13 protein-coding genes and 2 pseudogenes are annotated in these 22,103 nt (G+C 70.9%); 7 read left to right on the top strand and 8 right to left on the bottom strand.

The window, feature by feature from the left end; all coding sequences use genetic code 11:
- Positions 1 to 159: 159 nt before the first annotated feature.
- Entirely contained in the window at positions 160 to 2,496 is a 2,337-nt protein-coding gene (locus B1H29_RS21930; RefSeq protein WP_079160810.1) for an N-6 DNA methylase, read from the bottom strand.
- 191 nt (positions 2,497 to 2,687) lie between these two features.
- Between B1H29_RS21930 and B1H29_RS21925 the strand changes: the two genes are divergently transcribed.
- Complete coding sequence (locus tag B1H29_RS21925; protein WP_055417313.1) at positions 2,688 to 3,191, top strand: hypothetical protein; 504 nt, start codon at positions 2,688 to 2,690, stop codon at positions 3,189 to 3,191.
- Positions 3,192 to 3,558: 367 nt separating this feature from the next.
- Here B1H29_RS21925 and B1H29_RS21920 read toward each other — a convergent pair.
- Positions 3,559 to 3,756 (bottom strand): annotated as a pseudogene (locus B1H29_RS21920) (HNH endonuclease); the annotation flags it as partial.
- Positions 3,757 to 3,833: 77 nt separating this feature from the next.
- Here B1H29_RS21920 and B1H29_RS21915 point away from each other — a divergent pair.
- From B1H29_RS21915 to B1H29_RS21900, 4 genes are read left to right on the top strand one after another with little or no spacing between them, the layout of a single operon-like run.
- Positions 3,834 to 5,327, top strand: coding sequence for a tyrosine-type recombinase/integrase (locus B1H29_RS21915; protein ID WP_199832295.1), 1,494 nt, complete (start codon positions 3,834 to 3,836; stop codon positions 5,325 to 5,327).
- Positions 5,324 to 7,132, top strand: a complete 1,809-nt coding sequence (locus B1H29_RS21910) for a hypothetical protein (protein WP_055417315.1) — start codon at positions 5,324 to 5,326, stop codon at positions 7,130 to 7,132. The genes B1H29_RS21915 and B1H29_RS21910 overlap by 4 nt, the downstream gene beginning before the upstream one ends.
- Positions 7,129 to 9,288: a hypothetical protein gene (locus B1H29_RS21905; RefSeq protein WP_208638327.1), complete on the top strand. Its 2,160-nt coding sequence runs from the start codon at positions 7,129 to 7,131 to the stop codon at positions 9,286 to 9,288. Before B1H29_RS21910 ends, B1H29_RS21905 begins: the two co-directional genes overlap by 4 nt.
- Positions 9,289 to 9,302: 14 nt before the next feature.
- Positions 9,303 to 9,821 (top strand): hypothetical protein, encoded by a 519-nt coding sequence (locus B1H29_RS21900; protein WP_159027844.1) that lies wholly within the window; start codon positions 9,303 to 9,305, stop codon positions 9,819 to 9,821.
- A 75-nt stretch (positions 9,822 to 9,896) separates the two neighbouring features.
- Here the strand turns inward: B1H29_RS21900 and B1H29_RS21895 are convergent, their stop codons facing one another.
- From B1H29_RS21895 to B1H29_RS21885, 3 genes and pseudogenes are all read right to left on the bottom strand, one after another.
- A complete protein-coding gene (locus B1H29_RS21895) occupies positions 9,897 to 10,286 on the bottom strand; it encodes a hypothetical protein (protein ID WP_055417317.1) in 390 nt (129 codons plus the stop codon).
- 104 nt (positions 10,287 to 10,390) lie between these two features.
- Positions 10,391 to 11,203 (bottom strand): HNH endonuclease family protein, encoded by an 813-nt coding sequence (locus B1H29_RS21890; protein ID WP_079160381.1) that lies wholly within the window; start codon positions 11,201 to 11,203, stop codon positions 10,391 to 10,393.
- Positions 11,204 to 11,221: 18 nt separating this feature from the next.
- Positions 11,222 to 11,803 (bottom strand): annotated as a pseudogene (locus tag B1H29_RS21885) (HNH endonuclease family protein); the annotation flags it as partial.
- Positions 11,804 to 11,939: 136 nt separating this feature from the next.
- Between B1H29_RS21885 and B1H29_RS21880 the strand changes: the two are divergent.
- Positions 11,940 to 12,140: an antitoxin gene (locus B1H29_RS21880; RefSeq protein ID WP_055417319.1), complete on the top strand. Its 201-nt coding sequence runs from the start codon at positions 11,940 to 11,942 to the stop codon at positions 12,138 to 12,140.
- Positions 12,141 to 12,230: 90 nt separating this feature from the next.
- Here the strand turns inward: B1H29_RS21880 and mfd are convergent, their stop codons facing one another.
- The 3 genes from mfd to B1H29_RS21865 all read right to left on the bottom strand — a co-directional run bounded on the left by mfd (position 12,231) and on the right by B1H29_RS21865 (position 19,701).
- Entirely contained in the window at positions 12,231 to 15,764 is a 3,534-nt protein-coding gene (gene mfd, locus B1H29_RS21875) for a transcription-repair coupling factor (protein ID WP_055417320.1), read from the bottom strand.
- Positions 15,765 to 16,351: 587 nt separating this feature from the next.
- Positions 16,352 to 18,916 carry an ABC transporter permease gene (locus B1H29_RS21870; protein WP_055417321.1) on the bottom strand — a complete coding sequence of 855 codons (2,565 nt, stop codon included), beginning with the start codon at positions 18,914 to 18,916 and terminating at the stop codon, positions 16,352 to 16,354.
- Positions 18,913 to 19,701, bottom strand: coding sequence for an ABC transporter ATP-binding protein (locus tag B1H29_RS21865; RefSeq protein WP_055417322.1), 789 nt, complete (start codon positions 19,699 to 19,701; stop codon positions 18,913 to 18,915). The genes B1H29_RS21870 and B1H29_RS21865 overlap by 4 nt, the downstream gene beginning before the upstream one ends.
- A 490-nt stretch (positions 19,702 to 20,191) precedes the next feature.
- On the opposite strand from B1H29_RS21865, the gene B1H29_RS21860 reads away from it, so the two are divergent.
- Entirely contained in the window at positions 20,192 to 21,715 is a 1,524-nt protein-coding gene (locus B1H29_RS21860; RefSeq protein ID WP_055417776.1) for an MFS transporter, read from the top strand.
- The last annotated feature ends 388 nt before the right edge of the window (positions 21,716 to 22,103 follow it).

Genomic DNA, 22,103 nt, shown 5'->3' with positions numbered 1-22,103 from the left:
GCCGGACGGCCGGACGGCCGGACGAACGGACGGACGAACGAACGGACGGACGAACGGACGGACGAACGGGTCGTTCGGTGTGGAAGTCCGAGCGTATAGGCCGGGGCCGACAGTGGTCTCCGGTTGTACCGAACCGTTGCCGTACCGATCACCACCAGGTCATGGACCGGGTGCCACCGTGCCGTCCGTGAGCCCGTCGTACATGCCCCGTACGAGCTGCTCGCCGAGGCGGCCCGCGAGTCTGAGCGCCCGTTCGAACTCGTCGAGGGCGCGGAAGCGGGCGCCGTAGCGGTGCTGGGCGTCGAGCGGGAGCCGGGGGAGCTGGAGGCGGCGGACGTCGAGGCGGGTGGCGGTGGAGGCGTAGCTGCTGGCCTGGCGGTTGTTGGCGGTGCCGCGCAGGAACCCGGCGAGGAACCAGGGGTCGAGCGCGGCGGGATCGGGGCGCAGGAGCACGAGGTTGCGCCCCAGGGCGGCGCCGGCGGTGGCGTCGTCGATCACCCGCGCGACGGAGCCGCCACCGAGGACCGGGACGACGACGTCTCCCGGCTCGGTCAGCGCGGGTTCCTCGTCACTCTCGGGGAGGGTGCCGGTGGGGCCGGTGCCGGCGAGTACGTCGTGGTCGGTGAGCACCGGCACCCGCGCGTGGCCGCCGTTTCCGCCGGTGCGCAGCACCAGGGCGCCGCCGCGGGCGAGTTCGCCGACGGTGGTGAGCGGCCAGCGGGGCGCGGGCTGCGCGGTGTCGGCGGCGGCGGGGGTGAGGCCGACGGTCAGACGCAGGGTCTCGCCGAGCCGGTCGCGTACGTCCGTGAGCCGTCCCGCGCCGTCGGTGGCCGAGGGGGGCGGCAGGTGGCGGGCGGGGGCCAGGTCGACGTCGTCGTCGAGGAGTTCGATGACGGGCAGGGAACGGGCCAGCCCCGGCCGGTCGTCGAGGTGGCCGGCCCGGTCGAAGCCGCGCCAGGCGTCGAGCACGGCGTCCCGCACGGCCCGCCAGTCCGGCCCACCGCGCCCCTCGCCGGCGAACTGCCCCACATCGGCGAGCAGCACCTCGGGCTGCGCGGGCGCCTTCTCGGGCCGGCGCAGCACCCACAGGTGCAGCGGGATGTTGTACGGCGGTGCCGCGCCGACCGGCAGCGCGACCACGGCCCGCAGCGCGCCCCGGCGCAGCAGGTCGGCGCGGATGCGGCGGCCGGAGCGGCGGGAGGCGGCGGCGGGCGGCATGAGGAGGACGGCGGTGCCGCCGTCGCGAAGGCGGGCGAGCGCGTGCTGCACCCAGGCCAGCTCGGACTCGGTGCGGGCCGGGAAGCCGTACTCCCAGCGGGCGTCGTAGGCGAGTTCGTCGTGTCCCCAGTTGCGTTCGTTGAACGGCGGGTGGCACAGGACGGCGTCGGCGCGCAGTTCGGGGAAGGCGTCCGCGCGCAGGGTGTCGCCGGCGGCGGCGCGGATGCCGGCCCGGGTGTGCAGGGCGAGCCGGAGTGCGGTGAGCGCGGCGAGGCCGGAGGCGTCGTCCTGGGCGCAGAGGCGCTGGTCGGCCTGTTCGGGGCGGGGGGCGGGGCCGGCCTGCGTGGCGGCGCGCAGGAGGGCGCCGGTGCCGCAGGCGGGGTCGAGGACGGTGCGGGCGGGGCCGGCCAGCTCCGCCATGAGGCCGGCGAGGTCGGCCGGGGTGAGGGTGTACTGGCGGGGGTTGGCGTCGAGGTGCCGGCCGAGCAGGAACTCGAAGGTCTGCCGGGCCCCGAGCTCGGCTGCCAGTTCGGCGGTGCCGCGGAGGAGGGGCGCGGAGGCGAGCGCGGCCGGGCCGGTGGGGGTCTGGAGGGCGGGGGCGGCCTGCGGGGGCTGGGCGGGGGTGGCCTGCGGGGTCTGGGCGGGTCCGGTGGACGTGTGAACTGCCGGTGAAGCGTTCACACCGGTCGACGCCGGTGGGGTGTTCACAGCGGTCGATGCCGGTGGGACGTTCACCGAGGTCGACGCCGGTGCGGTGTTCACGGAGGTCGACGCCGGTGGAGTGTTCACAGAGGTCGACGCCAGTGGGACGTTCACAGAAGTCGACGCCGCCGTGGCGGCACCGGCCTCACACCCGCGTCGACCGCGGCGCCCCCGGCGCGCCGCCCCGAATCGCGGCGTCAGCACCTGGTCCAGCGCCTCGGGCAGCATCGCGGCGAGCCGTTCGTCGGAGCCGGCGCTCAACTCCAGCCAGAGTGTGGGGCGGTCGTGGATCAGCAGCAGTACGCAGCCGGCGTGGGTGAGCGCGGTGACCGGGCCCTCGGGGTGGCCGACGAGCTGCTGCCAGACCCGTTCCCGCAGGGGCACCTCGGCGAGTTTGCTGTGCTCGCGCAGCCAGCCTTCCACCTCGGTGAGGGCGAAGGAAGGGCTGGTCTCGGTGCCGCCGACCGGCTTGGGGAAGTCGGCGTGCCGGCGGCGCCAGTTGCTCACGGCCGCCCGGCCGACACCGGCGAGCCGCGCGATCCCGGCGGCGGTCACTTCTGTCGCGTTGTCCTGCACCCGCACGGCCCCCTCGTCGATTGTGTGACGCCGAGCATACCGACGCATGCGCGCCAGCCTCGATTCACGGCCGTGTACCAGAGCAAGCACGTGAACATGGTTGACTCAGTTCACACGGTCTGTTCTTATTGACCCCGCGAACGAGCAACCGCCAGAAGGTGGCGGTTGCCGCATCGGGAGGGGACACAGTCATGGGCATGAAGACCAAGGTCGCGCTGGGCGCCGTCGTGGGCCTCGTCGTCATCGGCGCGGTGTCGGCGAACAGCGGTGACGGGGGCGGCGACAGCAAGAGCGAGAGCCACACCTCCGCCGGCGCGGGCGAGAAGTCCGGTGGCGGCGCGAAGGCGGACGGCACGGGCGGCACGGACGGCGAGTCCGACGCGAAGCCCGCCGAGGACAAGGCCGTCGAGAAGGCGTCGCAGGCCGAGCAGTTCAAGGCGTTCGTGCAGAAGAACGGCACGGCGGCGGAGAAGGACGCCGTCTCCCACGTCACCAAGGTGCAGGGCGCCGAGGAGCAGAACGACATCCTCGACGCGGCCGACGTCTACACCGACTTCACCGGCGGCATCATGGGCGAGGGCACGGGGCCCGCCAACCTCATCGCCTCGGCGTTCGCCGACTGGAAGCAGAGCGAGAACGGCCTCGTCACCGTCTACGACGCCGATGGCGAACTGCTCGGCAACGGCCAGTTCTGACCGCAGGCCTCGCAGGGCACTCCCGTCCGGCCCCGCCACTCGTCCAGCGAGCCGGAGACGACCGTGGAGGCCGGCGCCACGGAGCCGAGGGTGGCGCCGACCCGGGCGTGGACGCGCGGGCAGGGGGCGTGGGGCAAGCCGCCGGGGCGCGGGCAGTCGGGGCGCAGGCCACCGGGGCAGTCGAGGCCCAGGCCATCGAGGTTCAGGCCACCGGGGCCCAGGCCACCGGGGCCCAGGCCACCGGGGCGCAGGCCGTCGGGCGTACTTCTCGACCCGGGCGTACGGTACGAGACGCTTGGCGCGGGGACGGACTGGCTGACGGCCTCGCGGAAACCACGGGCGGCGGCGTCGTGCCGCCCGGTCCTCGTCAGCCGCCGCACTGCCGCAGCATCGCCTCCCGGTCCGGCGCGGTCACCGCCAGTTCGTACTTGACGGCGACCTGCGCGAAGCGGACGGCGTACGCGCACCGCACCGGCTTGGCGGGCGGCAGCCAGGAGGCCGGCCCGGAGTCCCCCTTGGCGGAGTTGGCGCGGCCCTGGACGGGCAGCAGGTTCAGCGGGTCGTTTATGTCGGCACCCGTAACTGTCTCACCACCCATCCCGTTATGTGCGCGTACAGCTTGTCTCACACGGGGAGGGTGACTTGAGCACGACGGGATCGGGCGAGGCCGGCGCCGGTACGGAAGCGACGGTGCTGCTACACAGGACCACAGCCGGGCCCTCCGCAGCAGATGAACTCCCCTTCGACGCCGAGGCAGTGCTGCGGCGCGTCGGGGCCGACGACGGCAGACCCTTCATCCTCGGCCCCGACGGCACTTACGACCTCCACCTCAACCGTTTCCTGCGCGACCTGGAGAACTGGGGAGTGCGGTCGGCGAACAGCCGGATCGCCTACAGCACCGACGTCATGCTCTATTGCCGTTTCCTCCACGAGTCCCGGGACGGGAAGCTCATCTGGGACACGGACGGCTCCGACCTGCGCGCGTACAAGGCCGTGCGACTGCATGGCAACGGCCCGGGCAAGGTCTCGGTAGCGACGTGGAACCGCTCCGTCGCCGCGCTCGACAAGTGGGTTCAGTGGTCGCTGTACGAGGAACTGCTACCTGCCGAGCCGTTCCGGTACGTCGACAAGACCGTGGTGTCGCCGCAGGGGCCGAAGCAGGTACGGGTCAACGCCGCCGCTGAGCCCGAGGTGCCCCTGCAGCCGATCGGGTTCCTGTCGCACGAGGACTTCATGCTCTGGCGGGACGTCGGGCTGCGAGGGCTGCTGCCGGACGGCTCCCCCGATCCGGCCTGGCGGGGACGCAACGGCGAACGCAACGCTCTCTTCGCCGACTTGCTGATCTGCACCGGCATGCGCCTGGGCGAAGCCACGAGCCTGCTGACGGCGGAACTGCCGCCGGTCACCGGAAGACGTGTGCTCGGCGACATCACCGTCTCGGCCGCCCTGGCCAAGCGCAACAGGGCACGGACGGTGTATGTCCGCCCCCGGGTCGCCCGCGACCTGCACCACTACGTCGGTATCGAGCGGGACGAACTCGTCCAGCGGCGGCGCGCCGAGGGGGTGTACGAGGCGTGCACGGGTCGGCTTCCGGTACGCCGGGCGAACCGGCACGCCTTGGCGCTCGAGTCCGGTACCAGTTGGTCGTACTCGCGGATCGGCACGGCGGACCGGGCTCGGCTCCTGCAGGTCGACAGCCACGGCCGCGCGAGCGGGCCCCTGTGGCTGTGGCTTGGGGAGAACGGGCTGCCGCTCCGCGCCAGCACCTGGCAGTCGGTTTTCCGGCGGGCGAACGAGCGGTGCTCAGCTCTTGGCCTCGACTTCGATGTCCACCCGCACACCCTGCGGCACTCCTTCGCCGTCCACATGCTGGGGCTTCTGCTGCGGCAGACCGTCCGGGCGCTCGGTATGCGGGAGGACCGACGGTTCACGCACGCCGAGGTGAAACGCCTGCTCATCGGCAATCCTCTGCGCAGGCTCCAGCTGCTGTTGGGCCACCGTCACGAGGCGACGGTCTATACCTACCTGGACGTGCTGGACGAGGCCCAGGAGATCGTTCTTGCGGCTCTCGACGACTGGGACGAACAGGCCGCAGCCTTCGAGCAGGCACGCCCGGAAACGGAGGAGTACCAGTGAGCCCGCGCCGCGTCCGCTTCCCCGCCGCGGTCGACGCCCCTGCCCTGGCGGATCCGGTACCGTCGATCGGCCCCGTGGTCTTCGCCGTGGACCTGGACGGAACTCCCGAGCACATCGATCTGTCGGAGCTTCCCTGTCCGCGTCTCACTCGCGCCCTGGCCGGTGCCCTCGCCGATGTCATCAGCAGCCCCGGCACCATGCGTGACCGCAACGGCGTCCGCTACGTCGTCAGGCGCATCCGTGAGTTCGTCGAGTTCACCGCCGCGGCATTGCCTGCGGCCGCCGCTGATCTGCCCCTCGGTGATCTGGCCCCCGACCTCCTGGACGCGTTCGAGCAGAAGCTGATCACCCAATACGGGGAGCGGAGCAAGGAGCCGTACCTCACCATGACGTACCTCGTGCGGCTGCTGAAGCTGGTGCACGAGGCGCACCCCGACGCCTTCGACGCCACCTTTCATGCACGGCTGGGGTTCACATCGGCCTCAGCCCACCGGGCGACGAAACCGCTCGACGCCTATCCGTTCCCGGTGCTAGACGCGCTGGAGAGTGCCGCCCGGGACGACATCGCCCGCATCCGCGACCGGATCCTGGAGGGCGAGAAGCTGGCAGCCACCGGCCATGACCCACGTCAGCACGGCTGGGACCGAGTGGAGAACGTCCTCTGGTACATCGCCCACCATGGGCCGTTGACCGCCGACGACGTCTCGTACAAGATCCTGCGCCCCTTGGGCGGCAGACCGGAGCTCAACGGCCGTCTCCACCTCACCGCGCGCGACCTGGTGCCCTTGCTCCTCCTGCTGGCCTGCCAGACGGGTATGGAACCCGAGAGCCTCCGGCAGTTGCGCTCAGACTGCCTGGTCAGCCCGGCACGCGGCTTCGTCAGCGTCTCCTACGTCAAGAAGCGCGCCCCGGGCTCCAGGCACAAGGCGATCAGGGTCTCCGACGGCGGCTCGCTGCGCTTTCCCGGCGGCGTGATCCGGCTGGCGTTGCGTCTGACGAAGAGAACACGTGACCTGGTCGGCACCGACGCACTCTGGTGCGATGTCAGCAGCCACGGACAAGCACGCGCACCCTTTGACGGGCTGACCCCGTGGTCGGGCGCGACGCGGGAGTGGATGTCCAGGCGGGGGCTCGACCGCCTCACCGACAGCAACGGCGAACGCGTCACCCTTGACCTGCGCCGAGTACGCAAGACCGTCAAGTCCCGGCAGTACCTGCGGGTCGGCGGGGTACTGGAGGACTTCGCATCCGGTCACACCCAGCCGGTCGCGGCGAAGCACTACGCCGATATCGATGCCCACAAGGAGACGCACGAGCAGGCGGTGGAGGCAGGTCTTGAACAGGCGCTCGGCGCGGCTCTGGCCCCGCCGATGGTGCTCTCGGACGCCGGCGGTCGACTCGACGACGGTGAGGCCGCGCTGAGCGCGCAGGAGATCGAGTCGGCGCTCTCCGGTGAGCAGGACGTGTGGCTTGCCTCCTGCCGCGACTTCTTCGCCTCCCCGTTCGCCCGCAAGCCGGGAGCCGCCTGCCCGGTCCCGGCCTGGGGCTGTCTGGAGTGCCCGAACGCGGTGTTCACCAGCCGTCACCTGCCGAGTCTGCTGTCCTTCCTGGACTTCCTGGAGCGGCAGCGCGTGGAATACCCCACCGCCGAGTGGGACGCACGGTTCGGTCTCGCATGGGATCGCATCGTCCACGGTGTCCGTGCCCGCTTCAGTGCGCGACAGATCGCCACGGCTCAGACCATCGCCGAGGCCGATGGCGATCGCCTGCTGCTGCCTTCGTCCTTTCTGGAGGTCATCTCGTGACTGCCGTCCCCCACTCCAGGGCGAAGCAGCAGGACCTGACACCGTCCGGGGACTTTGCGGAGTTCGTGCTCCCCAAGCGCCTCACGGTCGGGCTGCCGAGCCGTGGCCCACGCCTGGTTGAGGACATCTGGGACCTACGGTGCGTGCTCCCCCGCACGTGGCGGACGTGGCGGCTCGACTTCACGCAGATCGCCGACCCCGCGACGCGACGCGCGGCGAAGGAGTACATCACCTCACGCCTGACCCGGGGTTCGCTGGGCCTGGGGCCGCTCAAGGCCACGACGGCAGCCACCGAGCTGCGCACCTTCGTCGTCGTCATGGAGGATCTGCAGGGGGTGGGCGCCGCACGACTGCCCGACGTGGAACACACCCACCTGGACGCCGCGCTGAAGAGGTGGAAGAGCAGCCCGCACACCGCGGTTCGCAACGTGACCTTCCTGAAGCACTTGTCGGCCCACGGACCGTTCCTGTCCGAGGACAGGCTGGGCATCCTGCCGTGGAACGGCCGCAGCGCCTACGGTGTCGTCGGACTCCAGCGCGTAAAGGGCGAGAACACCACGCCCCGCATCCCTGAGGAGGTCCTCGCCCCCCTGCTGCGAGCGGCAATCTTCTACGTGGAGACGGCGAGTGGGGACATCCTCGCCGCCCAGAAAGAGATCGACGCGCTCGAAGCGGCACGCGACAGCCGCTGTCTGGTCCAGGGCCAGGCACGGGAACGTGTGCTGTCCTTCATCGCCGAACGGCGAGAGGCCGGGCGGGGCATCCCCGCAGTACCGCTCGGGACGGCCCACACCGTGCCCGGCGCCGCCGTCGTCGACGGCGTGCCACAGGTGCCCAACCACAGACTCGTCTCCCTCCTCGCCGGTGTCGCCAAGACGTCACAAGTGCTTGCGCTCGTGGTCGAGGCCGGGAAGGAGATCGGCTACGAGGAGGGCGGGCTCGACACACCGATGTCGCCATGGTCCGGCTCGGCCGGCCCCTGGCGGCCGAGGCTCAGCCCCTTCACCCTGGCCAACGAGCTGTCCTTCTTGCGCACGGCCTGCTGGATCGTCATCGCCTACCTGTCGGGGATGCGGGATGTGGAGGTGCGTGAGCTGGGCCGGGACTGCGCCCTCACCGAGCGCGGAGCCGACGGACGGACCCGGTACAAACTCCGGGGCCGGGTCTACAAGGGCAAGGGGCGCGACCTGAGCGGGGAGGAAGCCGAATGGGTCGTGCTGGATGTCGTCCACCGGGCCGTCGCCGTCCTCCGCGAGATCAACGACGACCCCGGCCACCTCTTCGGCTACGACGGCGGTGGGCGCAACGGGTACGTGCTGCTCAGCAACATGCCGCGCCGCATCCGGGCTTTCCGTGACCATCTCAACGAGCTGTTCAGCACACCGGCGGGGCTCTACGTACCCACGATCGCGGCAGCCCCACCGCCCGGTGCCGACCCGATCACCGACGACGCGGTTCCGAACGACACGGCGGTAGAGGCAGCGGTGGCAGAGTCCACAGCTCTTCCATGGGCCTTCGACACCCGGCAGTTCCGCCGGACCCTCGCCTGGCACATCGCCCACCAGCCCTTCGGCGTGGTCGCGGGCGCCCGCCAGTACAAGCACGCAGCGATCACCATGTTCGAGGGCTACGCGGGAACGTCCGCCTCCGGCTTCGCCGACGAGGTTGCGGCCGAGGAGGCCGTGGCCAAGCTCGATTACGTCGAGGACCTCTACCACGACTGGAACGACGGCGGCCCCTCAGCGGGCGGTGCCGCCCGGCGCATCGAGGTCGAGTTCGACCGCATCCGCAGCGAACTCGGCGACCTGCCGGGTGTGGTGGCCAGCCCCTCCCGGCTGAGAACGCTGCTGCACCACCTGACGAAGACCCTGCATCCCGGCGTGCTGAACGACTGCTTCTACCAGGCGGAGACGGCCGTGTGCCGCAAGCGGACCAAGCCACTGGGACGCCCCATCCCCATGCTCGACATGTGCATGAACTGCCCCAACTCACGCCGCTCCGCCGTCCACCTGCCCCGCCTGGAACGAGCACACGACATGGCCCGGGCCGAACTCGGCGAGGCCGCCGACCTCCCGCGACTCCAGCAGCTCGCCATCGCGGAACACCTGGCCACGCTCACCCACCTGATCGCCGAGATCGACCACGAGGACTCCTGACGATGACCGGCTCCATGGACGAGACCCTGCAAGCCGTCCGCACCGCCTTCGCCCGCCTGGCCCGGGAAAACACCGGCCTGACCGACATCGACCAGCAGATCATGCGCGCCTTCGAGCAGCTCATGCTCGGCCGCCCCGAGATCACCGACGGCCGCACCTCGGCAGTGAACATCGCCGCCGAGGCAGGCGTCTCCCGAGCCTCGTACTACCGCTCTCCCGTCGCGGCAGTCATCAAGGGGATTCTCAGCTCGCCCGAGGCCAGGCGTCCTGAGTCCGACGAGCTCAGGCAGGAAGTCGCGCGCCTGAAACAGTCCGAGCGGGAACTCCGCCGGGAGAAGGGCGCCGAGATCCGGGAGTTGCGTGCCACCGTCGCGGCGTACGCGAACCAGATCCAGATCCTCGCCCTGAGGAACGCCGAGTTGGAAGCGGACACCCGTCGCCTTCACGCTCAGCTTGCCGGGAAGCAGGCAGGGGTGGTCAAGCAGCTCAAAGGTGCCAGGACGGCCACGGGCTCATCACCAGTGCAGCCCTGACTCACTCACGCCGTCCTGTCGCGCTCTCCGGCTGCTGAAGGTAGCGCTGCCACGCATCCAGCCCGGGGTGAGCGGTCAGGCGTCGGGGTCGACTTCGGGGTGTGTGAACCGCACGGGCTTGCCCAGCGACCGGGCGTAGGCGATTTCGGCTCGGGTGCTGTCTCCGATGTAGTCGCCGACTACGAGCACCTCATCAGCGAGCCGGATCTTCGCCCGGTGCAGATCGTCGAGTCGAACCTTCAGCGCCTCGGCCTCAACAGGATCGGACCAAAGTTCGTGCGGCGACTTCATGTCACAGCCCGGCTTGACGACAATCTTTCCGGCTTTGGTCTCCCGCAGATCGGCCTCGGTCATCTCGGTCATGAAGCGGGTGGAACCGCAGATCACGACGATACGCGGGAGGCTCAGATGCTTCTTCGCGTCGGCGAGTTTCTCCTCAGCGGTGAGCGGTTGCGGGTACGACACTGGTTCCTCCTGGTGGTGTGGTCCAAAGGATGCCTGCGGAGACGAGAACGAGGGTGCCCAAGCCTGACAGCAGCGGCCTGCAGAGCTGCCGAACCTCTGGAACCTCAAGCGCTGCACTGCTGCAGCATCATGGTCTTGTCCGCCGACGTCACGGGCAGTTCGTACTTGGCTGCCACCTGCGCGAACCGCACCGCGTACGAGCACCGGACCGCCTTGTTGGGCGGCAGCCACGACGCCGGGCCCGAGTCCCGCTTGGCGGAGTTCGTCGAGCCCGAGACCGGCAGGAGATTCAGCACGTCATTGGCCAGCCGTTGCCGCTTCCCCTTGCCCCAGCGGGCGGCGCCCATCTGCCAGGCGTACGACAACGGCACCACGTGGTCTATCTGCACCTCGATGGCCTTCGCCTTCTTCCAGGCGATGTCCTTGCCGGTGTACGGGTCGTACAGGTCCATCGAGACGACGACACAGTCCGAACCGGCACGGAGCTCGACGTTGCGCCCATGGAGTTTCAGCAAGTCGTTCCGGGTGTCACAACCGTTCCGCGCCAGCGGCACACCGTCCGCCGTGTCCATCCACGCGTAGCCGAACTCGTCGCGGTCATAGCCCGTCTTCGGCCCTCGCCCCTTGGTTGACAGCTTGGTGATCAGCTCACGCGCTGTCGCCTCGTCCGTCTCGGACGAGATCGGGGCCAGCCCGGGCTTCGTTCCGTCGGGGTCGGCCAAGGGGCTGGCTCCGTACTTGGCGGACGCTGACGAGCCGCCGCCTGATGAACCACTCTCGTCGGAGAGTCCGCCTCCCGTGCAGCCTGTCAGGACGGCCCCGGCAGCCAGTGCAGCGCCGACATGCAGCACGCCGCTCGTGAGACACCACCTGGACACGCGGCCATCCCGCCCCTGAGACACATCACCGTGAGACATCTACACCGCCAACATAAGGTCGTTCGCCAGTTGTTCGCGCTTGCTCTCCGCCCACCGCGACGAGCCCATCTGCCAGGCGTACGACAACGGCACCACGTGGTCTATCTGCACCTCGGCGGCCTTCGCCTTCTTCCAGGCGATGTCCTTGCCGGTGTACGGGTCGTACAGGTCCATCGACACGACCACACAGTCGGAGCCGGTACGGAACCGGACGTCCCGCCCATGCAGCTTCAGCAGGTCGTTCCGCGTGTCACAACCGTTCCTCGCCAGCGGTACCCCGTCTGCCGTGTCCATCCAGGCGTAGCCGAACTCGTCGCGGTCGTATCCCGTCCTGGGACCGCGCCCCTTGGTCTCGAGGCCGTCGATGAGTTTGCGGGCCGTCGCCTCGGGGCCGTCGCCCCTGACCGGGGCGAGGCCGGGGCCGGTACCGTCGGGGTTGCTCAGCGGGCTGACGGCCTGCCCCGCGGCCGGTGCCTTGGCGCCGCCGCCCGGGGACGAGGCGCCCTCTTCGCCGTCGAGTCCCTCGCACCCGGTGACCAGGGCCAGTGCGAGGGCCGCGCCCGCGGCCCATCCGGTACGGATCCTGCTGTGCCGCCTCATGCGTGCCCCTCCCCTTGCCGTTCGCCGATATCACCGTAGCGACGGAGAGGTTCAGACCATAGAGGGGCTTTATTGGGCATGCGGGGCATACCTGTCGTACGGTCGACAGTGAGTCACGTCTCGGAAGGAGCTCTGCATGGGCATCCTCGACAAGATGAAGAGCATGGCCGGCAAGGACAAGGACAGGTCAAGGAAGATGTCCGACGCCGCCGAGCGCCAGGTCAACCAGAGGACCGGTGGCAAACACGAGAAGCAGGTCGACACCGCGCAGCAGCAGGCCGAGGGCAAGCTCGGCTTCGGGCGCGAGCAGGGCGGCGACCGGCCGGACCAGCGGTAGCGCCTCCCGTACCCCGACCATGACGAAGCCGTCCACGGGCCTGTCCCCGTGGGCGGCTTCATCGCGTCGGCGGGCGACGGCGGCGGGTGGCTACGACCCCAGGATCGAGGTCAGGAACTCCCCCACCCAGCCGAGCAGTTCCCGCCCGACCAGCGGCTTGCCGCCCACCTTCGCGGTCTTCGGGCGCGGTACGAGCACCTGGTGGGCGCCCGCCTTGATGACGCTGCCGGGGTAGAGCCGCTGGAGCCGCAGCTCCTGGGACTCGCGCAACTCGACCGGCGCGAAGCGGATGTTGTTGCCCTGGAGCACGATCTCGCCGACGGCGCACGCCCGCGCGAGCATGCGCAGCCCCGCGACCAGCAGCAGGTTCTCCACCGGTTCCGGCAACTTGCCGTAGCGGTCGACGAGCTCCTCGCGTACGGCCTTGACGTCCTCCTCGCTGTTGGCGGAGGCGATGGACCGGTACGCCTGGAGCCGCAGCCGCTCGCCGGGGGCGTAGTCGTGCGGGACGTGCGCGTCGACGGGCAGCTCGATCTTGACCTCGAGCGGCGGCTCCTCCTCCACGCCGCCCTCCAGGGAGGCCCGGTAGTCGGCGACCGCCTCGCCGACCATCCGCACGTACAGGTCGAAGCCGACGCCGGCGATGTGGCCGGACTGCTCACCGCCCAGCAGGTTGCCGGCGCCGCGGATCTCCAGGTCCTTCATGGCCACGTACATGCCCGCGCCCATCTCGGTGTGCTGGGCGATGGTCGCCAGGCGCTCGTGCGCCGTCTCCGTCAGCGGTTTCTCCGGCGGGTAGAGGAAGTACGCGTAGCCCCGCTCGCGGCCTCGGCCGACGCGGCCGCGGAGCTGGTGGAGCTGGCTGAGGCCGAAGTTGTCGCCGCGCTCGACGATGAGGGTGTTGGCATTGGAGATGTCGATGCCGGACTCGACGATGGTCGTGGAGACCAGCACGTCGAACTTCTTCTCCCAGAAGTCGACGACGACCTGTTCCAGCGCCTGCTCCGACATCTGGCCGTGGGCGGTGGCGATGCGCGCCTCGGGGACGATCTCGCGCAGCTTGGCCGCCGCGCGGTCGATGGACTCGACGCGGTTGTGGATGTAGAAGACCTGGCCCTCGCGCAGCAGCTCGCGGCGGATGGCGGCGCCGATCTGCTTCTGCTCGTAGGGGCCGACGAAGGTCAGCACCGGGTGGCGCTCCTCCGGCGGGGTGGTGATCGTGGACATCTCGCGGATGCCGGTGACCGCCATCTCCAGGGTGCGCGGAATGGGGGTGGCGGACATGGTGAGCACGTCGACGTTGGCGCGGAGCTTCTTGAGCTGCTCCTTGTGCTCGACGCCGAAGCGCTGCTCCTCGTCGACGATGACCAGGCCGAGGTCCTTGAACTTGGTCTCGGAGGAGAACAGGCGGTGGGTGCCGATGACGATGTCCACCGAACCCTCGCGCAGGCCCTCCAGCGTCGCCTTCGCCTCGGTGTCGGTCTGGAAGCGGGACAGCGCCTTCACGTTCACGGGGAACTGGGCGTAGCGCTCGCCGAACGTCCCGAAGTGCTGCTGCACCAGCAGGGTCGTCGGCACCAGTACGGCCACCTGCTTGCCGTCCTGGACGGCCTTGAAGGCGGCGCGGACCGCGATCTCGGTCTTGCCGTAGCCGACGTCGCCGCAGATCAGGCGGTCCATGGGGACCGTCTTCTCCATGTCCTCCTTGACCTCGGCGATGGTGGTGAGCTGGTCGGGGGTCTCCGCGTAGGGGAAGGCGTCCTCCAGCTCGCGCTGCCAGGGGGTGTCCGAGCCGAACGCGTGCCCCGGCGCCGCCATCCGCGCGCTGTACAGCTTGATCAGGTCGGCGGCGATCTCCTTGACCGCCTTCTTGGCGCGTGCCTTGGTCTTGGTCCAGTCGGCGCCGCCCAGGCGGTGCAGGGTGGGGGACTCGCCGCCGACGTACTTGGTGATCTGCTCCAACTGGTCGGTGGGGATGTAGAGCCGGTCGCCGGGCTGGCCGCGCTTGGCGGGGGCGTACTCCACGACCAGGTACTCGCGGGTGGCGCCCTGCACGGTGCGCTGGACCATCTCGATGTAGCGGCCCACGCCGTGCTGCTCGTGGACGATGTAGTCGTCCGCCTCCAGGGTGAGCGGGTCGATGGTCTTGCGGCGCCGGGCCGGCATCCGGGCGCCCTCGCGGCCGGCTGCCTTCTGGCCGGTCAGGTCGGTCTCGGTGAGCACGGCGAGCCTGAGCGCCCGGTCGACGAAGCCGTGGTCGATCGAGCCGCAGGAGACGTGCACGACGGAGGGGCTGAGGGTGCCGAGGTCGTTGTCGAGGCGGGCCGCGATGCCCTCGCCGCCGAGGACCTCGACGGTGCGGGCGGCCGGGCCGTGGCCCTCGGTGACGTAGACCGTGCGCCAGCCGTCGGCGAGCCAGCCCTTGGTGTCGGCCAGTGCCTTGGCGGTGTCGCCGCGGTAGGTCTCGGGGGCGTGCATGCCGAGTTTGAGGGTGTCGGCGTCCTCCAGCGCGTCGTCGGCGGCGAACGGCGACACCGACCACCACATCATGTCCAGCTCGCGGGCGCGTTCCCGGACGTCCGCGATGGACCACAGGGAGGCCGCGTCGACGTCGATCGGCGCCTCGCCGCCGCCCGCGGTGGCCGCCCAGGAGGCCTGGAGGAACTCCTGCGACGTGGCGACCAGGTCGGCGGCGCGGGTCCGCACCCGCTCCGGGTCGCAGACCATGGCCATGGCGCCCTTGGGCAGCACGTCCAGCAGCAGTTCCATGTCGTCGACGAGGACGGGGGCGAGGGACTCCATGCCCTCCACCGCGATGCCCTCGGCGATCTTACCGAGCAGTTCGCCGAGCTCCGGGTGGTCCTCGGCGAGGACCCGGGCGCGCTCCCGTACGTCCTCGGTGAGCAGCAGCTCGCGGCAGGGCGGGGCCCACAGGCCGTGCTCGGCGACCTCCAGGGACCGCTGGTCGGCGACCTTGAAGTAGCGGATCTCCTCGACGTCGTCGCCCCAGAACTCGACGCGGAGGGGGTGCTCCTCGGTGGGCGGGAAGACGTCCAGGATGCCGCCGCGGACGGCGAACTCACCGCGCTTCTCGACCAGCTCCACCCGCGCGTACGCGGCGGCGGCCAGGGCCTCGACGATCTCGTTCAGGTCGGCGCTCTGGCCGGTGCGCAGGGCCACCGGCTCGAGGTCGCCGAGGCCCTTGACCTGCGGCTGGAGCACGGAGCGCACGGGCGCGACGACGACGGAGACCGGGCCGGTCTCAGGGTCGTCGGGGCGCGGGTGGGCCAGGCGGCGCAGGACGGCCAGACGGCGGCCGACGGTGTCGCTGCGCGGGCTGAGCCGCTCGTGCGGGAGGGTCTCCCAGGAGGGGTACTCCACGACGCCCTCCGGGGGCAGCAGGGAGCGCAGGGCGGCGGCCAGGTCCTCCGCCTCGCGCCCCGTCGCCATCACCGCCAGCACGGGGCGGCTCGTCTCGCGGGCCAGCGCGGCGACCGAGAAGGCGCGGGCCGCCGGGGGGCCGACCAGGTCGACGTGCATGCGGTTGCCGTCTGCGGCCGCCGAGATCGCTTCCGCGAGGGCGGTGTCCTTGACGACGGCGTCGAGCAGACCGTGCAGGCTCATGGAGGGGGCGCTTCCGTCCTGGGGTGTAGTCCTGGGTTGTACAACACGAGTAACCCGGCGGTGTCACGGCCGGGGGTGTCCAGCCTACGACGCCGCGCCCGTCGGCGCCGGGGCTGTGGATGACGTCCGCCGCCGGTTCGACCGTGGGCGGTGGCCACCAGGAGGCTCCGCCCCCTGTACCCCCGGCCTGTGCCCCCCACCACCCGTCTCGGTGGGCCGAAAGGCCCCCCCGGGGCGACGCCCCCGCGGTCGGACGGCAGCAGGCCCGGGACGGCAACCGACTCGGACGGCGGACGCGGCCCCGAGGCCCACAACCGACCAGAGGGCCACAACCGGCCGCCCAGAGGACCGCAACCGGCCCAGAGGACCGCAACCGGCCCAGAGGACCGCAACCGGCCCAGAGGACCGCAACCGGCCCGGAGGGCCGGGAAGGGGCGGGTGTCGTCTTCGCGGTGCCCGGTGCCCTGGCGCGGAAAAGGCGCCGGCGCCGGAGCCCTCTGGGCTTCCGGCGCCGGGCGCTCCCCCGCAACCCCCGTGTGCGGTGGCTCGGGCTCCCCCGCAACCCCGTGTGCGGTGGCTGTCGGTCGTTACTCCGTCGCGATGGCGTTCAGGACGTTCATGCGGCCCGCCCGGAACGCCGGGACCAGGGCGGCGAACAGGCCCACGAAGGCCGAGCCGATGAAGACGCCGATGATCGTCGGCCAGGGGATGTCGAGGACGTTCAGGCCCTCCAGGGCGAGGAGCTTCTGCGCCGTGGCGCCCCAGCCCATGCCCAGCCCCAGGCCCAACAGGGCACCGAACAGGGCGATGACGACGGACTCCATGCGGATCATCCGGCGCAGTTGGCGGCGGGAGAGGCCGATCGCCCGCATCAGACCGATCTCGCGGGTCCGCTCGACCACCGACAGCGCCAGCGTGTTCACCACACCGAGGATCGCGACGATGATCGCCAGGGCGAGCAGACCGTAGACCATGTTCAGCAGTTGGCCGATCTGGTCCTTCAGCTCCTGCTTGTAGTCGGTCTGGTCGGCCACCTGGTACTGCGGGTAGGCGTCCAGGGACTTCTTCAGTGCCGCGTACGCCTGCTCCGCCTGGCCGTCCTCGGCCTGCGCGAACATGATCGTGTTCGGCGGGACGCTGTCGGCCGGCAGGTACTTCCGCATCGTCTCGATGCTGATGTACCGCGCGCCCTGGTCGATGGCCACGTCGTCGTCCGTGATCGCGGCGACCTTCAGCTCGGCGGTCTCACCGCCCTCGAAGGCGACGGAGATCGTGTCGCCGACGTGCACGTCGTGCTTCTCGGCGTAGTCCGTGCCGACCGACATGGCGTCCGGCCCGTAGGCGGCGGAGAGCTCGCCCTCCGTCGTCGCGCGGCGCACGTCCTGGGCGTACGTCGGGTCGGCGGCCGTGATCCCGTCGTCGTCGGTCTTGCCGTCGGGCGAGGTCAGCGTGGCGTCGAGCATCTTGTAGCGGGTGACGTGCTCCAGGCCGGGCGTGTCCTGCATCGCCTTCTCGGCCTGCGGCACGATCCGCTGGTTGCCCTGGACGATGAAGTCCGCGCCGACCGTCTTGTCCAGCTCGCTCGTGGCCGAGGCGACCATGGAGGAGCCGACCACCGAGAGGCAGGCGACCAGCGCGAGGCCGATCATCAGGGCGGCGCCCGTGGCGCCGGTGCGGCGCGGATTGCGCAGGGCGTTGCGCTCGGCCAGGCGGCCGACCGGGCCGAAGGCCCGCAGCAGCACCGCGCTGATCACCCGGACGACGAAGCCGGCCAGCAGCGGGCCGATGACGACGAAGCCGATGAGGGACAGCACGATGCCCGCACCGAGCATCAGCGAACCCTCGCTCGCCTTGTCGGCGGCGGCGGCCGTGAGCAGGGCCGCGGCACCGGCGCCGGTGAGGACCAGGCCGATCAGGCCGCGTATCCAGCCGGCCTTGCCGTCGGCCGGCGTACCGGCGTCGCGCAGGGCCGCCATCGGGGAGACCTTGCCCGCGCGGCGGGCCGGCAGGTAGGCGGCCAGGACGGTGACCACGATGCCGAGGACCAGGCCGATCACGGGGGTGGCCGTCTTGATGGTCAGGTCGTCGGTGGAGAGGTTCATGCCCGCCGCCGACATGAGCTTCATCAGGCCGACGGCGATTCCGACACCGGCCGCGACTCCGAGGACCGAGCCGACGATGCCGAGCAGGAGCGCCTCGACGAGCACCGAGCGGTTGACCTGCCGGCGGGAGGAGCCGATGGCCCGCATCAGACCGATCTCGCGGGTGCGCTGGGCGACCAGCATGGAGAAGGTGTTGATGATCAGGAAGATGCCGACCAGGAACGCGATCCCGGCGAAGCCGAGCATGGCGTACTTGATGACGTTCATGAACTCGCCGACGTCCTTGCGGTTCTCGTCGGCGTTCTCCTTGGCCGTCTGGACCTTGTAGGTGCCGTCCAGTGCCTCGGCGACGTTCCGCTTGAGCCGCGCGTCGGAGACGCCGTCGGCGGCGGTGACGTTGAACTGGGTGAACTTACCGGTTTCGCCGAGCAGTTCGCGCTGGGCGGTGGCAGTGTCGAAGTAGAGGACGGCGGCGCCGGGGTTGGTCACCGTGAAGGAGGCGATGCCGACGATCTCGGCCTTGAAGTCGCCGGTCTGCGCGATGGTGCGCAGTTCGTCGCCGAGCTTCAGGTCGTGCTTGTCGGCGGTGTCGGCGTCGACCATCACCTCGGTGGGTCCGCGCGGGGCGTGCCCGGTGGTGATCTCCATCGACCGGAGGTCGTTCTTCGTCCAGTTGCCGGCGATGGTCGGAGCGCCGCTGGTGGCGCCCACGTTGTCGTTGTCACGGTCGACGACGGTCACGTTCATCGAGGAGACCGCGCCCTCGGCCGACTTGACGCCCTCCGCCTTGCGGACCTGCTCCAGCGCGGACGTCGGCAGGGCCTCGGGCACGCCGTTCTGCGGGGTGTCCTCGGCCTTGGCGTCCTTCGGCTTGACCGTCACGTCCGACGACGTGACCGCGAAGAGCTTGTCGAAGGTCGTGTTCATCGTGTCCGTGAACACCAGGGTGCCGCACACGAACGCCACCGACAGCAGTACCGCCACCGCCGAGAGCGCCATCCGGCCCTTGTGCGCGAAGAAGTTGCGCATCGAGGTCTTCACGACGGTCATGACGTGCGCCCCCGGGCGTCGAAGTCCTTCATGCGGTCGAGGACGGCGTCCGCGGTCGGCTTGTGCATCTCGTCCACGATCCGGCCGTCGGCGAGATACAGCACACGGTCCGCGTAACTGGCGGCCACCGGGTCGTGGGTGACCATCACGATGGTCTGGCCCAGTTCGGTGACCGACCGGCGCAGGAAGCCCAGTACCTCGGCGCCGGCGCGCGAGTCGAGGTTTCCGGTCGGCTCGTCACCGAAGATGATCTCGGGCCGTGCGGCGAGCGCCCGCGCCACCGCGACCCGCTGCTGCTGCCCGCCGGAGAGCTGGGTCGGCCGGTGCTTGAGCCGCCCGGCGAGTCCCACGGTCTCCACGACCCGGTCCAGCCACGCGCGGTCGTACTTGCGCCCGGCGATGTCCATGGGCAGCGTGATGTTCTCGAGCGCGTTCAGCGTCGGGAGCAGGTTGTACGCCTGGAAGATGAAGCCGATCCGGTCCCGGCGCAACTGGGTGAGCTTCTTGTCCTTCAGGCCGGTGATCTCGGTCTCGTCGAGGTGGATCTGCCCGCTGGAGACGGTGTCCAGGCCGGCCAGGCAGTGCATCAGCGTGGACTTGCCGGACCCCGACGGCCCCATGATCGCGGTGAACTGGCCGCGGGCGATGTCCACGTCCACGTGGTCCAGGGCGACCACCCTGGTCTCGCCCGATCCGTACGCCTTCACGACCTGCCGCGCTCGCGCGGCAACGGCCGTACGCCCTCCGGTGCTCCCGTGCGTGGGAATACTTACGGCCGATGTCATGTCAAGTCTCCTATGTCGGTCATCAGGTGAGCCGCCGGTGCCGGCGGCTGACGCCGATCGGTACCGAGGTGGTTGGTGTACGTGGTGCCGCGCCCCGTCGCGTCGTACGGGCCGCCGTGCGCGTGCCGTGCTGCTACATCGAAGAGTCTGGCCGGAACCGGGGGTCGACCGCGCTGGTGTTCAGCGCACTCTTCTACTGGGGAAAACCCCACCCCCGCGGGTCCGGTTCACCGCCCCCCAGCGGCGTAAAGCCAGATTAAGGACGCCACCGCCCCCCTCTCGTCCTCCGCCGGTACGAACCCGCCCCGGGCCGTAGTACGGAGGTACCCCTAGGGGCTGTCCGCCCGTCGGTGGAGAAGGCCTCGGGGTTGTCCTCCACCTCAGGACGCATCGAGCCTCCACCCTCCCGCGACGTCAGGGGCAAGTGGGAAGCTGAGCCCGGCAGATGGATGCAGGGGGAACACAAAAGGGAGGGTTCCGGGTGGACGGTGTGGACAGCACCCGGCCCGCGGTGCACGAGGCCGGAGCGGGCGCGGGCCCGGACCGTCGCGGCGCCGTCGTCGCCGCCCTGATGCTGGCGATGGCACTGTCGGCGCTCGACGCCACGATCGTCTCCACCGCCGTCCCCCAGATCGTCGGCGACCTCGGGGGCTTCTCCCTCTTCTCCTGGCTCTTCTCCGGCTACCTGCTGGCCGTCACCGTCACGCTGCCCGTCTACGGCAGGCTCTCCGACACCTTCGGCCGCAAACCGGTCCTGGTGGCGGGGGCGGCGCTGTTCCTCCTCGGCTCCCTGCTGTGCGCGCTCGCCTGGAACATGGGCGCCCTGATCGCCTTCCGCGTCCTGCAGGGCCTGGGCGGCGGCGCCCTCCAGGGCACCGTGCAGACGCTCGCCGCCGACCTGTACCCGCTCGAGGAGCGCCCCAGGATCCAGGCCCGGCTGTCCACGGTGTGGGCGGTGTCCGCGATCGCGGGCCCCGGCCTGGGCGGTGTGCTGGCCACGTACGCCGACTGGCGCTGGATCTTCCTCGTCAACCTGCCGATCGGCGCTCTCGCCCTGTGGCTGATCGTCCGGCACCTGCACGAGCCGGCCCGGGAGACGGACGGCACGCGCGCGCGTGTCGACTGGGCGGGCGCGCTGGCCGTGTTCGCCTGCGGCGGCGCCCTGCTCACCGCGATGGTGCAGGGCGGGGTGGCGTGGCCGTGGCTGTCGGCGCCCTCGCTCGCCCTGTCCGGGGCGGGCCTCGCCCTGCTGGTGGCCGTGGTGGTGATCGAGCGCCGGGCGGCGGAACCGATCATCCCCGGCTGGGTGTGGCGCCGCCGCACGATCGCGGCGGTGAACCTCGCGCTCGGCGCGCTGGGACTGCTGATGGTGGCACCGACCGTGTTCCTGCCCACCTACGCCCAGTCGGTGCTGGGCCTGGCACCGGTGGCCGCCGGTTTCGTGCTGTCCGTGTGGACGCTGAGCTGGCCGGTGTCCGCGGCCCTGAGCCAGCACGTGTACCGCAGGATCGGTTTCCGGAACACGGCCATGCTCGGCATCGGCACCGCGTCCCTGATCCTGTTCGCCTTCCCGTTTCTGCCCTACCCCGGCGAGGCCTGGCAGCCGGCGCTTTTGATGCTGCTGCTCGGCGCCGCGCTGGGCCTGTTCCAGCTCCCGCTCGTCGTCGGCGTCCAGTCCACGGTCGGCTGGGCGGAGCGGGGCACGGCGACCGCGTCCGTCCTCTTCTGCCGGCAGACCGGACAGACGCTCGGCGCGGCGGTCTTCGGCGCGATCGCCAACGGGGTGCTGGCCGCGCGGCTCGGCGGGACGGGCGGCACCGGCACCGGCACCGGCACCGGCGACCTCGACTCCGTGACCCGGGCGCTGGACTCGGGCGCCGCGGACGAGTCCGTGCGGCGGGCGATCGCCGACGCCGTGCACGCCGTGTACCTGGGCGCGGCGGGTGCGGCGGCGCTGGCGTTCCTGGTGCTGCTGGTCGTGGCACCGCGCCGGTTCCCGGTGCTCCCGGACTGACCGCACGGGCCGCCGCGCCCCCGAAGCCCCTGTTAACGCGGGTAACACCCCAGGCCGGCGCCGCGCCCGCATACCGACCGATCAGTTTGGCCAAAACGCCGCGCACGGCCGAACCGGCGAGTAGCGTGCGTGGCTCGCCGCCCCCACCTCCCTGCGGTCCGCCCCACACCGGACCCGAGCCGCGCAAGGAGCACCGGGATGTCCTACGACCCGTCCCCGTCGTACCCGCACCGGCCCCCTCCACCGCCGTACCGGCCACCGTCACACCGGCCCCCTTCCCCGCCGTACCAGCCACCGCCGTACCCGCCACCGCCGTACCCGCACCAACCGCCGCCGCCACCGCCACCGCCGTACCAGCCACCGCCGTACCCGCACCAACCGCCGCCGC

Origin of the sequence: Streptomyces pactum (assembly GCF_002005225.1) — a bacterium.
In the GTDB taxonomy this organism is placed as follows: domain Bacteria; phylum Actinomycetota; class Actinomycetes; order Streptomycetales; family Streptomycetaceae; genus Streptomyces; species Streptomyces pactum_A.
This window is presented reverse-complemented; position numbering and strand designations above follow the sequence as displayed.